Consider the following 14,053-nt stretch of genomic DNA (forward strand, 5'->3'; position numbering starts at 1 on the left):
GTACGATCCCGACACCATCGATGAAATCCCGATGCAATACGCCCTCAGCCGCATCGCAAACCGCAGAAACGCTGCCGCTAAACGCCTCAAAAACAAAAAAGACGCGGGGAACAGCTGACGCTTACCATTTCCCCGACCATTCGGAGTTTGCCCCCCGGGATCTCTGAAACCTCCTCCCGTTTTGCGTTTCATGATGTTGCACAGGCCGGAGCCGGCCCTGTCCGGTCTCCGAATTCCCCGATCTCCGAACGGGGTTGACGTCGCCTTAACCAGTCCCTCCAATGGCAGCCTGCTCCCCGATCCAGGCCCTGCCCCCATGTTCACCCGTCCCGCCGATCCCGCCCCCCATGCCCGCGCCGGGGCCGAAGCCTTGAAGCGGGGGGATTTTCCCGGGGCGAAGGCGGGGTTCGGGCAGGCGGTGGCGCTGGGCGCGGCGGACCTGGGCACCTGGCTGGGGCTGGCCTATGGCTGCCGGGGCGTGGGTGACGCGGCGGGCATGGTGACCGCGCTCGACCGGGTGCTGGCGCTGGACCCGCGCAATGTGCGGGCGCTGATCCTGAAGGGTGACCATTTCGGGGCCAACGGCGACCACAAGGCCGCCACCTCTTTCTATAACAATGCCCTGCGTGCGGCCCCGCCGGCGGCACAATTGCCGCCCGATCTGGTGGCGGAACTGCGGCGGGTACAGGCGGCGACCCAGGATTACGCAACGCGGTTCGAGGCGCATCTGCTGTCCAGCCTGGAACAGGCCGGGTTCGGGGCGGAGATGGGAACGGGTCGTTTCGGCCGGTCCCTGGACATCTTGTTCGGACGCCGACAGGTTTATTACCAGCAGCCGCAGGCCTATCTGTTCCCGGAATTGCCGCAGGTACAGTTCTACGACCGTGACGCCTTCCCCTGGCTGGCGGGGCTGGAGGCGCAGACCGATGCCATCCGCCAGGAATTGCGGACCGTGATGAAGGGGCCGGACGCGTTTCAGCCCTATCTGGAGGCAAGCCCCAACCGGGCCCAGGTGGACCGGTCCGGCCTGCGCGGCAGCCGGAACTGGAGCGCCTTCTATCTCTGGAAAAACGGGGAGGCGCAGGAGGACAATATCGCCCGCTGCCCCGCCACGGCGGCGGCGCTGGCGGGCATACCGCTGACCGGTATCCGCGGCCGGGCGCCATCGGTCCTGTTCTCCCTGCTGACGCCGGGCACGCATATCCCGGCCCATACGGGCTTTGTGAATACCCGCCTGATCTGCCACCTGCCCCTGATCGTGCCCGGCCCATGCCGGTTCCGGGTGGGGAACGAGGTGCGGGAATGGCGGGAGGGGCAGGCCTGGGTCTTCGACGATACCATCGAACATGAGGCGTGGAACGACAGTGACCAGACGCGCGTGGTCCTGCTGTTCGATGTCTGGCGCCCGGAACTGACGCTGGCAGAGCGGGAGATGGTGTCCGCCATGCTGACCGCCATCGATGATTACGGCGCCGGGGCCGGCGACTGGGGCAACTGACCCCGGCCGGTCCGGCACCGGAAAACGAGAAACAGGAGGCCCGCCCATGCTGCTTTATGATGATGCCATCGCCCCCACCCCGCGCCGGGTGCGTATGTTCCTGGCGGAAAAGGGCGTGGAGATCCCGCGTCAGGCCGTGACCATCGGCAAGGGGGAACATCTGTCCCCCGATTACCGTGCCCTGGTGCCCAACGCCCGCGTGCCGGCCCTGGCGCTGGATGACGGGACGGTGATCTGCGAAAGCGTGGCCATCTGCCGCTATATCGAGGACCTGTATCCCGACCCCAACCTGATGGGCGCGGATGCCAAGGAACGCGCGGTCATCGAGATGTGGCAGCGGCGCATGGAATTCGAACTGCTGCTGCCCTTCGCGTCCGTGTTCCGCCACACCCATCCCAAGATGGCGGCGCTGGAACAGCAGGTCCCCGCCTATGCCGCGATACAGAAGCCGCAGGCGGAAAAGCGTCTGGCGCTGCTGGACCGTGATCTGGGGGTGACACGCTTCGTGGCGGGCGACCGTTTCACCATCGCCGATATCACGGCCTTCACCACCCTGGCCTTCTTCCCCCGGCTCTGCGGCATCGCGCTGGGCGACCATCTGCCCCATGTCACCCGCTGGATGGCGGAAGTGACGGCACGGCCCAGTGCCGCCGCCTGACCACCCCTATCCGGGTATGTCTATCGAACAGGTCCTTGAAATGAGGCGATAATTCGCCCCCACTAAAGGCATTTTCTTAACGACTTCCCGCTAGACATTGATAATCATCGCCTTTAGCTTGGCGGGAAAGCGGGACATCTGGTGATCTTGAAGGGGGTTGGGGCATGGCGTTCACGACGATCTGGCGGCGTTCGACGGCCCAATCCCGCAAATTGGCAACAGTTGTCGCCATGGCCGCCCTGGTCGCCATCGCCACCCCGGTTGCGGCACTGGCCAAATACGCCTCGATCATCATCGATGCCAAGACCGGGGAAGTCCTGCACGAGGCCAGCGCCGACACGCGCAATTTCCCGGCCAGCATGACCAAGATGATGACCCTGCATCTGGTCTTCGACGCGCTGAACACCGGCAAGATCCGCTTGAACCAGCAATTGCCCGTGTCGCGCCATGCCTCCACCATGGAACCCAGCAAGCTGGGCCTGCAGCCCGGCGACAGCATCACCACCGAACAGTGCATCCAGGCCCTGGTGACCAAGTCGGCCAATGACTGTGCCGTGGTCCTGGCCGAGGCGCTGGGCGGCTCCGAGCCGAACTTCGCCCGCATGATGACGGACCGTGCGCGCCAGTTGGGCATGACCCGTACCACCTTCCGCAATGCCTCGGGCCTGCCCAATGCCGGTCAGCTTTCCACGGCGCGCGATTTCGCGCGGCTGGCACAGAGCCTGATCTATGATCATTCCAAGTATTATTCCTACTTCTCGGCCAGTTCCTTCACCTACAAGGGTGTGGTTCATCGCAACCATAACCGGCTGATGGCCCGGTATGAGGGGATGGACGGGCTGAAGACCGGCTATATCCGTGCGTCCGGCTTCAATCTGGCGGCCTCGGCCGTGCGCGACGGGCGCCGCCTGATCGGCGTCGTGTTCGGCGGACAGACGGGCACCTGGCGCGACAACCACATGGCCGACCTGCTGGACGATGCCTTCATGGGCAAGCGTGAAGCGCCGATGCTGGTGGCCAGCAACCAGTCGAAGCCGGCCAAGACCAAGGTCCGGGCCAAGCAGACGGCCCCGGAAACCATGGTCGCCGCCGTGTCGGACAGCATCATCGGCACCGCCAATGCCGCCCCGGCCGTCGCCACCGCCGGCAGCGTCCCCGTCTCGCGCGCCAATGGTAGCTGGGCCATCCAGGTCGGCGCCTTCAATGACAAGGCGCAGAGCCAGCGCGCCGTCAACCAGGCCACGCAGAAGGCCGGCACCCTGCTGGACAGCGCCACCCCGCACCTGATGGAAGTGTCGACCACCAAGGGCACCCTGTACCGCGCCCGCCTGACCGGCCTGGATGAAAAGACCGCGCGCCGCGCCTGCGCACAATTGTCGAAGTCGGGTCAGAAATGCCTGACCCTGCCGCCCGCCGGTCTCTGACCCCCGTTTTGCTTCCCAGGATTTGACGGCCCGCCCCCCGGGCGGGCCGTTTTTTATTGCACCGGCGCCCACCGCCTTGACGGCGGCGGGGACTCGTCATAGAGCAGATTTGTTAACCAATCTGCGGATCGGGACGGGCATGAGCACACAGACGATCGCCATCGTCGAGGATGATGGCGACCTTCGGGAAATGCTGGCGACGTTTTTGGGGGGACATGGGTTCACCATCCTGTCCGCCCCCGATGGCGCCCGTTTCCGGGCACAGATGGCGGCGGGCCGGCCCGATCTGGTGATCCTGGATATCGGCCTGCCCGACGATCACGGTTACCGCATCATGGAATGGATGCATGAACGCGGGGCCGATTGTCCGCCCATCATCATCGTGACCGGCGCCAGCAGCCCGCGCGACCGTATCACCGGGCTGGACCTGGGGGCCGATGATTATGTGTGCAAGCCCTTCGACCTCGGCGAATTGCTGTCCCGTGTGCGGGCCGTGCTGCGCCGTACCGCCCCCCGCCCGGAACCGGCGGCAGCGCCGTCCGACCTGCATATCCGTTTCGGTCCCTGGTTGCTGAAGCGGGACGACCGGGTGCTGGTGCATGAACCGGACGGGCGGACGGTGGATCTGACCGCCATGGAATTCGACCTGCTCTGCGTCATGGCCCAGCGGCCCCATCAGGTGTTGAGCCGGGACGAGTTGCTGCTGTTGGCCCATACGCGCAAGGCCGAACCGTTCGACCGCGCCATCGACGTGCGGATCACCCGCCTGCGCAAGAAGATCGAGATCAACCCCAACCATCCCGGCTATATTCGCACCATCCGCGGCACGGGCTATATGTTTCACCCGGAAGGGCTGGTCTGACGCCAGCGGGGTCAGTTCCGGGGGGAAGCGCCGCCCAGCGCACCGTCAACCGCCGGGATCAGTTGATCAAGTTCGACCGGTATGTCGCTGGAGATGGCCGCCATGGCGAAGGCATCCCCACGCCAGAGGCCCACCTCCAACCCCTGAAACTCCTCCAGCACGGGGGTCTCCGGCGCCAGCGCCTCGTCCGGGGCCAGCGACAGGGTCAAGCGGCGGCCGATCGCATCCTCATATAAAAGCTGTCCGGCCGCCCCCTCGTCCGTGCCCAGCACCCGGGCACCGACCAGCACCAGCCCCAGCCGGCGCAGATCCGGGATGGCCACCTTCTCCCCCAGCTTGGCCGTCAGCCAGCGCCGGATTTCGTCCGGTTTTGTACCGGGGATTTCCACCGGCCGGGTCGGGTCATTGGCGAAGATCTCGTGTGCATCCAGCGCCTGCTGGGCATAGTCGGGCAGGCTGGCGAAAACGGGGCGCCGCAAAAGGTCGTTGGCCCCCCACCCCACCGCCACCAGCAACACGGTGGCCGCCACGCGCGACAGGCGCTGCCGCCACAGTCCCCATCGCAGGGCCTGTTCCAGATCCCGCACCAGCGTACCCGACAGGACCGGCCAGGCCGGTTCCGCGGCGGCGGCGGCCAGGGCCAATTGTTGCTCGGCATAGCGGGCCAGCCGTTCATGTGCGGCGGGATTGTCCAGCAGCCAGGCACGGACCAGAACCTCGCGCGCGGGCTCCAGTTCTCCGTCGAGGAAGGCGTGCAGGTCGCTTTCCTCGATCCCGTCCGGCATCGTTTCATCGGCCATTTTTGCCCCCCTTCAACAGGCGCAGCGACGCGGTCTTCGCTTTGCCCCCCGTCTCGGCCGAGCGGTCCTCCCCCTCCAGCGCGCGGCGCAGGGCTTCCCGTCCCCGTGCGATGCGCGACATGAAGGTGCCGATGGGAATGCCCAGGCGCTTGGCCGCCTCGTCATATTTCAAATCTTCGACCGCCACCATCAGGATGGCCTGGCGCTGCCCCTCGGGCAGGGCCTCCAAGTGGGTCACGACCCGCGTGGCCTCCACCCGTGCCAACTGGTCGGGCGGCTGGGCCGGCTCCAGAAGTTCATCTTCCAGGCTGCCGACATTGCGCTGGCGCACCTGCTGCCGGCGGCGCCGGCTGATATGGGTGGTATAGAGGATGCGGAACAACCAGGCTTTCAGGTCACTGCCCGGCCGCCATTGGGTCGCCGACGCCACCGCCTTGGCCAGGCAATCCTGCAACAAATCCTCCGCCTCGTCCGCCGACCGGGTCAGCACGAAGGCGTAGCGGCGCAGCGCCGTCAGGTGCAGGGTCAGTTCCTGGTGGAAGGGATCATCATGCATCGGGGTCTCGTCCGCGTTTCACCAGGATAAACGCGGACGAGATGTTTTTCATCCCCGGGAATTTACGGCGACGCGGCGGACAGGTGAAGGGCGCAACAGGTCACCCCCGCTTCGCCGCCCCGCGCAATGACGCCGCGATGGCCTCCCGCAATGGCTTGGCCTGGAAGGCATCGTCATAGGGGCAGCAGCGCTGGGATTTCTTGTCGGCGCGTGGGGTGACGCCCTGCAGCCAGGAAAACTTGTCGACCATGCCCCAGGCCAGCACGTCGCCAGTCTGCTTATAGGACAGCATCATGTCCAGATAGGCACGGGCATAATCGGCAACACCCCGGTCGCGGGCGGCGATGTCAGCGGGCAGGCCCTTGTCATTCACGTCGAATTCGGTGATCAACAGATCATAGCCCATGCCCACCACCTCATCGATGAAGCGGCGCCACGCCGCCTCCTCATATGTGGGGCCGCCTTCTACCACCATGATATGCGATTGCACGCCGAGCGCATCGACGGGCGTGCCGCGCTTGCGGAAGCCTTCCAGCAGGCGCAGCACACCGTCGCGATGCTTGGCATGGCCGGGTTCCCAGCTCATGTAATCATTATAGACAAGCTGACCCTGGGGCAGTACCTCACGCGCCTTGTGGAAGGTGATGTCCAGCACCTTTTCCGCCGGGACATGGCGGGTGAAAGCCGTTTCCCGCATCAGACCGGTATCGGCGTCCACCGCCTCATTCACCACGTCCCAGGAGGTGATTCGGTCCTTGTAGGAACCGGCCACCATAGCGACATGGTCGGTCAACATCTTCTCCACGCCCTTGACAGGGTCGGGGCCGAAATCATGACTATTCAGCCAGTTCGGCAGCCATCTCACATGATGCCAGAGCAGCGTGTGCCCCCGGAAAGCCAGGTTCTTCTCCTTGGCGAAGGCCAGCAGCCGTTCGGCCGCATCAAAGGTGAAGACATCGGCCGACGGGCGCAACGCACCCCATTTCAACTCGTTCTCCGGCACCAGCAGCCCGCATTCAGCCACCAGCAGGTCGCGATAGGCGGGATCGGCAAAGGACCCGGTCAGGGTGCCCGGCCGCCCCGTCCCCACGCATGATCCGAAGCGCCGGCCCGTCGCCTTGGCCAGATCGTTCAGCGAGGGACCGGGCGCGGCGGCGAAGGCCGGCAGCGACAGGCCAGCGGACGCGGCCAGCGCGGCCGACAGGATGTGGCGCCGGGACAGGCGGGGATTCATGGGGCATCTCCCTGGGTCTGATTATTGTTAGCGGTATCATATCAGGGTGGGACGCAGGGGGAAACGGGGTTGTTGGGGGGCGGTCGCTCCCTCACCCTCCCAAGCCCACCAGGGCTTGGGCCCTCCCTCTCCCACCTTGTGGGCGAGGGGCGTAACAGGACGTCGCGTTAATTTCACCCCTCGTCCACGAACGTGGGAGAGGGACGGGCCCGTTGGCGTCAGCCAATGGGAGGGTGAGGGTGCCCAAAAAAAGAAAGCGGCCCGCCGGAACGGGCCGCCAGTCGGGTCAGCATCGGGGAAGTCAGCCGACCCTGGAGGGGAGGAAGGTTACAGGCGTCCGCGCAGGCCGATCATGAAGGTCCGGCCCGGCGTGTACTGGGTGAAGGTCGCGTTTTCGAACTGGAAGTAGCTGCGCTGCTTGGCATTGCTCAGGTTGGTGACATCGAAGGTGAGCTGCGGCATGCCGGTATACCCCGTCAGTTCGTTCAGATCGAAGCTGGAGGAGAAGTCCCACTGCCGGTAATCGTCGCTGAACAATGCTGCGGCGGGGATGCCGTTCTGGTTCGTGCCACTGGACTGCGACCCTTTGGTGAAGGTCTGCGAGATGCGGGCTGAGATGCCGCCATGCTCATAATAGCCGGTGACATTGTAGGTGTAATCGGCCACCCCGATGGCCACGGCGGGAGCCGCGCCCTTGCCCTTCTGGTCGATGATCGTGGCATTGGCCAGGAAGCCCAGGCCGGGCACGATATCTTCCAGCAGGAAGTCCAGCGGCTGCACCCAGTTGAATTCCATGCCGTTGACCGTCAGGCGGCCTTCGGCATTCACCTGCTGCTGCAACACGACGGTAGCCGTGCCCGGACCGCCACGGGAATTGATGGCGGCCTGCTGCGTCGGCGACAGGGTGTCATAGGTGACGCCATAGGCAGCCAGCGCCGTGAACGGCACGGTGCTGGACCCGTTGACCGTGAAGCCGGTGATGGCCTTGCGGAAGGCGGCGATGCCGATATACCCCTCGCGGCCCGTGTAATATTCAAAGCCGAAGTCGATATTCTCGGAGATATACGGGGCCAGGGCGGAGTTACCGACCGAGCCGACATCGGCGGACGGGCCGGAGAAGTTCAGGCCCGGAAGCTGCGCATTCGGGTCCGGACGGGTCATGGTCCGCGACAGGGCGGCGCGGACGACGGCATTGTCCGCCACATTATAGGCTGCCGACGCCGACGGCAGCCAGTTGTCGTACTTGTTCTTGATGTAGACGAAGTTCGTCACGTTGGGATACCGCGACCCGTCTGCGATCTGGGTGCCCGCGGCTGTGGTGTTGCGCGGGTCGGGCAGGCTGACGCGGCCACCCACCTTCTGATCCGTCTGAACCCAGCGCATACCGACATTGAAGCGCAGATCCTGACCGTCGATCTGGCGGATGCCGTTCACCTCGCCATAGGCGCCCAGCGTCTCCTCACCGATAAAGCCACCGGATGCGCCGGTGTTGGAGGACCCGGCCTCCGGCGAGGCGTCATGGAACTGGTCATACTTGCTGTCGGTCTTGAACTTGTCCCAATCGACCGTCAGGAAGCCGAATTTGCCGGGCTTCAGATAATTGGCAAAGGACGCGTTGGGGATCAGCGAGCCGCCATAGGTGACGCCACCGGTCTGGCCGGCCGTATAGCCTGTGCCATAGCCGGGATAGGTGGGATAGCCGGCCGGCGCCGCACCCGGCTGGTTCAGGCCATTGCAGGGCGGCTGGGTGTTGGGGCTGGGCAGGAAGACCGACGGGTTGTTGCCGCAGACGGCATTCTGCCAGGCCTGGCTGTTGTCATAGGCGCTGATGCGGCGGGTGACCTTGTCATAGGCGCTGCCGACCTTCAGGTTCAGGCTCTCGTCACCCCAGGTCACGTTGGCACGCGCACCTTTGGTTTCCGTGGTGCGGCGTTCATCCTGCATGTTCACGCGACCGCCGGGCCAGCCGAACTGCTTGGGATCGTTCAGGTCGATATTGCTGGAGATGTCGGGAACGCCGCCATTGTTCTTGTAGGTGACGGTCACGCCGGAACCGGCGGGCGTCAGCGGGCCGACGGTCGGCGATTCACGATGGAAGGTGGACTTGGTGTAGTTCGCCTGCACGTCGAGCTTCAGATCCTCGGTGATCTGATAATCGAAGCCGGGATTGACGCCGTAGAATTCCGTGTCCTCCAGGAAAGGACGGTATTCCAGGAAGAACTGGGCATTGGCGAAGGTACCCTCGGTCACCACGCAGCCGGCGGAGCAGTCGGCGCGGTCAACCTTCATGTTGATCGGGATGGCGGCACCGTTACGGCCAACCCAGTTCATATCCACACGTTCCAGGTCGTTCTTCTTCTTGCCGTACAGGCTGTCGACATAGAAATGCAGGTCTTCGGTGGCCTGCAGTTCGAAGGCGGCGACGGCGCTGATCCGGTCGCGGGTGCCGAAAATTTCCGCCGGGCGGCCCAGGCGCGGGATGATGGCATTGTCGAGCTGCTGGACAGTCAGGCCGGGATTCAACGCCAGCAAAGCGGCGCGGTCCAGCGTGGTGCCCGCGACCAGACCATTGCCGGCATTGGCCGGAACGGTGGCCGGGATGGTCCAGTTGCCGCCGCCGGTGCTGTTACAGCCCGTGGTCGCGCCGCACTGTGCCGCCGACAGGTTGGCATTGGTCCAGCCGATGGTCTCAAAGCCCGGCGTGCTGACCTGATTGCGCACCCCGGCGACACCGATCAGGGCGCCGAAATTGCCCCAGGTATTGCTGGCCAGCGCCGAGGCGCGGCCACCCCACTTGTCGGCCTCGCTGTTCTTGGTGCCCTGCAACGAGTAGCTGACGCGCGGACCTTCGCTGTCAAAGGGACGGGCGCTGCGCATGTTCACGGTGCCGGCGGCCCCGCCTTCAACCATGGCGGCGTTCGGGCTTTTCGACACGGTAAGCTGCGTGAACAGTTCCGTGGGGAACATGTCCAGATCGACCTCGCGGTTCGTGCTCTGCGCGTCGGTACGGCCCGTTGAGGCAACAGCAACGGGCGCGCCATTCAGCAGCACCTTGGTGAAGTTGGTGCCCAGGCCGCGAATGGCGACCGAAATGCCTTCACCGGAGACTTCGCGGTTGATGGTGATGCCGGGAACGCGGTTGAAGCTTTCGGCGATGTTGGTGTCGGGGAACTTGCCGATATCCTCGGCAAAGATGCTGTCCTGGAAGCCGGTGGCGTTGCGCTTGTCATTGGTGGTGTTGGCCAGGCTCGACCGGAAACCGGTCACCACGATCTCTTCCAGCGTATCGCCGGAACCGCCACCGGTGACGGTCTGCGCCTGTGCCGGCAGGAAGGCGCCCGCCGTCAGGCAGGTGGCCATCAGCAACAGGGCCTTGTTGGACAGAATGTTCGAAGCTTTTGCTTGCATGTTCATGACTACTCCCTCCCTCGTGTTGGCCGCTCATGGGCGGCCTTGGTTCAGGTCGATTGATACCGCTATCATTTCCGGTCGCCGTTTCGCCCTGCCCCGGGCATGGCGACAACCGGTCAATCCTGACGGGTTACGGCCCGCCGCCGTTTCCGATCGCCGCCGGTGCGAGGCGTGGCGACAAGAGATGCAGGAAAAGCAGGGCCAGCGGATAAGCGCCGGCCGCGACAAGCAGGATGGGCGTGTAGCTGCCTGTGCTATCCAGCACCCATCCCGTGAACTTGGACATCAACATGCCGCCCACGGCCCCGGCCATGCCGCCGATCCCTACCACCGACGCCACCGCGGCACGGGGAAACAGGTCGGAGGGAAGGGTCAGCAGGTTGGCGGAGAAACCCTGGTGTCCGGCCGTGGCCAGCCCCAGGATCAGCACCGCCACCCACAATTCAGCGGCGGAGGTGGCGAAGACGACCGGCAGAACACAGGTCGCGCAAGCCAGCATGGCGATCTTGCGTGCCCTGTTCACACCCATCCCACCCCGCATGAAGCGCGAGGACAGCCAGCCCCCCGCCACCGACCCCACATCCGACAGGATGTAGATGGCCACCAGCGGCGGCCCGAACCCTTTCAGGTCCAGCCCATAGGTGCGGTGCAGGAAGTCGGGCAGCCAGAACAGGAACAGCCACCAGACGGGATCGGTCAGGAACTTGGCCAGCGCATAGGCCCATGTCTCCCGCCGCCGCAGCAGCACGGTCCAGCCGATGCGAACCGTCACCGGCGGTTCGGCATCGGAACGGATATGGGCCAGTTCCTCGGCCGTCACGGTCGGGTGGGTCTCCGGCGTGCGGTAGAAGGTCAGCCAGGCGGCCAGCCAGACAAAGGATAACAGGCCCGTGACCACGAACGCCGCCTGCCAGCCCCAGGTGATGGTGATGACGGGCACGATCAGCGGCGTGATGATGGCGCCGATATTGGCCCCGGCATTGAACACGCCGACCGCCAGCGCCCGTTCCTTCTTGGGAAACCAGTCGGCCACGGCCTTCAGGCCCGCCGGGAAGTTGCCCGCCTCGCCGGCGCCCAGGAACAGCCGGGCCAGCATGAACTGCGCCAGCGTGGTCGCGGCTGCATGGGCGATATGGGCCAGGTTCCAGACCGTGAAGGCCAGGGCATAACCCCAGCGGGCGCCGATCAGATCGATGAAACGCCCGAACAGCAGGTAGCAGACGGCATAGGCCGCCTGGAACACGAAGACGATGTCGGCGTAATCGGTCTCCGTCCAGCCGAACTCCACCGACAGGGTCGGCTTCAGCAGGCCCAGCATCTGCCGGTCGACATAGTTGATCACCGTGGCTGCGAATAGCAGCGCCACGACGATCCAACGTCGGCCAAGGCGGGTGGTGGTGGGCATCGCGGGCGGGTTCCTTCCGGCAAAGAAAAGGCGTTCACCGGCGCGTGGGGGCGCGGTGGCAACAGAATATCCATCCAACAAACCGCCCCTCCCCCTTGAGGGGGAGGGAGGGACCAGCCCGCGTCAGCGGGTGGGAGGGTGAGGGGGAAACGCATCCAGCTCGCTCCCTCACCCTCCCAAGCCTTCCGGCTTGGGCCCCTCCCTCTCCCGCTCACGCGGGAGAGGGGTGAATACATCACCAGTTCCACATGCTGCCGTCCCGCAGCCTTGCGACCGGCAGGTAGGCAGGCGTGTAGGGGTATTTCGCGGCCAGCTCCTCGTCGATATCCACCCCATGGCCCGGTGCTTCGCCAGGATGCAGGTAGCCATCCTTGAAGCTGTAGGCATGGGGGAAGACCGCGTCGGTTTCCGCGTTGTGGATCATGTATTCCTGAACGCCGAAATTCGGGACCCAGGTGTCGAAATGCAGGGCCGTGCCCATGCAGACGGGTGACAGATCCGTAGCGCCGTGGCAGCCCGTGCGCACCTGATACAGTTCCGCCAGAGCCGCGATGCGGCGCAGATGCGTGACGCCGCCGGCATGCACGATGGTGGCGCGGATATAGTCGATCAACTGGTTCTGGATCAGTTCGCGGCAATCATGGATGGAGTTGAACACTTCCCCCACGGCCAGCGGCGTGGTCGTGTGCTGACGGATCAGGCGGAACGCCTCCTGGTTCTCCGCCGGGGTAGGGTCCTCCATCCAGAACAGGCGATAGGGTTCCAGCGACTTGCCCAGCCGCGCCGCCTCGATCGGGGTCAGGCGGTGATGCACGTCATGCAACAGGTGCAGGTCCCAGCCGAACTTGTCGCGCACCGCCTCGAACAGTTTCGGGGCGAAATCCAGATAGGGTTCGGTGGCCCACAGCGTCTCGTCCGGAACGGTGGCGCGGATGGCCGGCTCATAGGCCTCGCCCTTCTGCACGCCATAGACCTTGTCCAGACCCGGCACGCCCGTCTGCACACGGATGGCCTTGAACCCCTTCTCCTTGTAATAGGCGACGCGGTCCAGCGCTTCGGGAATGTCGCGGCCATTGGCGTGGGCATAGACCATCACGCCCTCGCGGCTTTTCCCGCCCAGCAACTGATAGAGCGGCATGCCCGCCGCCTTGGCCTTGATGTCCCACAGCGCCATGTCCACGGCCGCGATGGCCGACATGGTGACCGGCCCCCGGCGCCAATAGGCGCCTTTGTACAGGTACTGCCAGATATCCTCGATCTGGTGGGCGTCACGGCCGATCAGGCAAGGGATGACATGATCGGTCAGATAGGATTCCACCGCCAGTTCTCGCCCGTTCAGCGTGGCGTCGCCGATGCCGTACACGCCCTGATCCGTGACGATCTTCAACGTCACGAAATTGCGGCCCGGCGAAGTGACGATGCAATAGGCGTTGGTGATACGCATCTGCGGCTCCCCCGGCCCCGGCCTTATGGCGGGTCCGGAATGTCATGGTTGAACAGCGCGGGAAACCGCTTCTCCAGCTCCGGCAGCGAGGCCAGGATTTCCCGCAGATGGGCGCTCATGGCCAGTTGCGCCTGCTGGGCGTCATGGCTGGCAATGGCATCCACGATGGATGTATGTTGCGCCACCAGGCGCGGCAGCGGCGTGGCATCGGGCATGGACAGGTAACGCGCCCGGTCCATCTGGGCCTTCGTTTCCTCCACCACGCGCCAGGCATAGTCGCAGCCGACCGACAGCGCGATGGACCGGTGAAACGCCTCGTCCAGTTCCATGAAGCGACCATGGTCACGCTCATCAATAGCGATGGCCTGCTGCTTCAGGTTGGCGCGGAATTCCTCAATCTGACCGGGTGTGGCCTCCGCCGCCGCACGGGCAACAACGGCCACCTCCACCGCTTCACGCACAAAACGGGCGTCGAAGACCTGACGAACCGAAATCTTCACGATGAAGGAACCGCGCTGCGGCTTGATCTGCAGCAGCCCGGCATCCGCCAGCTTGATAAAGGCCTCCCGCACCGGTTGACGGCTGACGCCCAACTGGTCCGCGATATCCTGTTCAGAGAGAGCCTGTCCCGGCAGGAAAACCATACGGACGATGGCGCGGCGCAGTTCCCGGAAGACGCGGCGCGCCACCGGTTCATTGCTGTCCATATCGATCGGCCGCAGGCCGGGCCTTTCCTGGTCCCGTTCCAAGCGCTTCACTCC

The 14,053-nt window shown here is 64.9% G+C and carries 11 protein-coding genes; 4 read left to right on the forward strand and 7 right to left on the reverse strand.

Going from position 1 to position 14,053, the window contains the following annotated elements; translation table 11 throughout:
• Nucleotides 1–316: 316 nt before the first annotated feature.
• The 4 genes from KBA48_RS06690 (at nt 317) to KBA48_RS06705 (ending at nt 4,442) form a co-directional block, all read left to right on the forward strand.
• Entirely contained in the window at nt 317–1,498 is a 1,182-nt protein-coding gene (locus KBA48_RS06690) for an aspartyl/asparaginyl beta-hydroxylase domain-containing protein (protein WP_292904479.1), read from the forward strand.
• A gap of 46 nt (nt 1,499–1,544) precedes the next feature.
• Nucleotides 1,545–2,156: a glutathione S-transferase family protein gene (locus KBA48_RS06695; RefSeq protein ID WP_292904481.1), complete on the forward strand. Its 612-nt coding sequence runs from the start codon at nt 1,545–1,547 to the stop codon at nt 2,154–2,156.
• A gap of 164 nt (nt 2,157–2,320) precedes the next feature.
• Nucleotides 2,321–3,580, forward strand: coding sequence for a D-alanyl-D-alanine carboxypeptidase (locus tag KBA48_RS06700; RefSeq protein WP_292904483.1), 1,260 nt, complete (start codon nt 2,321–2,323; stop codon nt 3,578–3,580).
• Between the two features lie 139 nt (nt 3,581–3,719).
• Nucleotides 3,720–4,442, forward strand: coding sequence for a response regulator transcription factor (locus tag KBA48_RS06705; protein WP_292904485.1), 723 nt, complete (start codon nt 3,720–3,722; stop codon nt 4,440–4,442).
• An 11-nt stretch (nt 4,443–4,453) separates the two neighbouring features.
• Here the strand turns inward: KBA48_RS06705 and KBA48_RS06710 are convergent, their stop codons facing one another.
• The 7 genes from KBA48_RS06710 to KBA48_RS06740 form a co-directional block, all read right to left on the reverse strand.
• Nucleotides 4,454–5,242, reverse strand: a complete 789-nt coding sequence (locus tag KBA48_RS06710) for a hypothetical protein (protein ID WP_292904487.1) — start codon at nt 5,240–5,242, stop codon at nt 4,454–4,456.
• Nucleotides 5,232–5,798: a sigma-70 family RNA polymerase sigma factor gene (locus KBA48_RS06715; protein ID WP_292904489.1), complete on the reverse strand. Its 567-nt coding sequence runs from the start codon at nt 5,796–5,798 to the stop codon at nt 5,232–5,234. Before KBA48_RS06715 ends, KBA48_RS06710 begins: the two co-directional genes overlap by 11 nt.
• A 100-nt stretch (nt 5,799–5,898) precedes the next feature.
• On the reverse strand, nt 5,899–7,032 hold the full coding sequence (locus tag KBA48_RS06720; protein WP_292904491.1) for an endo-1,4-beta-xylanase: 1,134 nt from the start codon (nt 7,030–7,032) through the stop codon (nt 5,899–5,901).
• A 327-nt stretch (nt 7,033–7,359) separates the two neighbouring features.
• Complete coding sequence (locus tag KBA48_RS06725; protein WP_292904493.1) at nt 7,360–10,446, reverse strand: TonB-dependent receptor; 3,087 nt, start codon at nt 10,444–10,446, stop codon at nt 7,360–7,362.
• Nucleotides 10,447–10,573: 127 nt separating this feature from the next.
• The gene (locus tag KBA48_RS06730) at nt 10,574–11,848 is read right to left on the reverse strand and encodes an MFS transporter (protein WP_292904495.1); all 1,275 of its coding nucleotides are present in this window, start codon (nt 11,846–11,848) and stop codon (nt 10,574–10,576) included.
• 235 nt (nt 11,849–12,083) lie between these two features.
• Nucleotides 12,084–13,292 carry a D-mannonate dehydratase ManD gene (gene manD, locus KBA48_RS06735; protein ID WP_292904497.1) on the reverse strand — a complete coding sequence of 403 codons (1,209 nt, stop codon included), beginning with the start codon at nt 13,290–13,292 and terminating at the stop codon, nt 12,084–12,086.
• Nucleotides 13,293–13,315: 23 nt separating this feature from the next.
• Complete coding sequence (locus KBA48_RS06740; protein ID WP_292904499.1) at nt 13,316–14,041, reverse strand: GntR family transcriptional regulator; 726 nt, start codon at nt 14,039–14,041, stop codon at nt 13,316–13,318.
• Between the last annotated feature and the right edge of the window lie 12 nt (nt 14,042–14,053).

It is taken from the genome of Niveispirillum sp. (assembly GCF_017996735.1).
Lineage (GTDB): Bacteria > Pseudomonadota > Alphaproteobacteria > Azospirillales > Azospirillaceae > Niveispirillum.

Coding starts and splice junctions, on each gene's coding strand:
- KBA48_RS06715 (WP_292904489.1), bottom strand. CDS start 5,798: ATGCATGATGATCCCTTCCACCAGGAACTGACCCTGCACCTGACGGCG.
- KBA48_RS06705 (WP_292904485.1), top strand. CDS start 3,720: ATGAGCACACAGACGATCGCCATCGTCGAGGATGATGGCGACCTTCGG.
- KBA48_RS06725 (WP_292904493.1), bottom strand. CDS start 10,446: ATGAACATGCAAGCAAAAGCTTCGAACATTCTGTCCAACAAGGCCCTG.
- KBA48_RS06720 (WP_292904491.1), bottom strand. CDS start 7,032: ATGAATCCCCGCCTGTCCCGGCGCCACATCCTGTCGGCCGCGCTGGCC.
- KBA48_RS06710 (WP_292904487.1), bottom strand. CDS start 5,242: ATGGCCGATGAAACGATGCCGGACGGGATCGAGGAAAGCGACCTGCAC.
- KBA48_RS06700 (WP_292904483.1), top strand. CDS start 2,321: ATGGCGTTCACGACGATCTGGCGGCGTTCGACGGCCCAATCCCGCAAA.
- KBA48_RS06730 (WP_292904495.1), bottom strand. CDS start 11,848: ATGCCCACCACCACCCGCCTTGGCCGACGTTGGATCGTCGTGGCGCTG.
- manD (WP_292904497.1), bottom strand. CDS start 13,292: ATGCGTATCACCAACGCCTATTGCATCGTCACTTCGCCGGGCCGCAAT.
- KBA48_RS06695 (WP_292904481.1), top strand. CDS start 1,545: ATGCTGCTTTATGATGATGCCATCGCCCCCACCCCGCGCCGGGTGCGT.
- KBA48_RS06690 (WP_292904479.1), top strand. CDS start 317: ATGTTCACCCGTCCCGCCGATCCCGCCCCCCATGCCCGCGCCGGGGCC.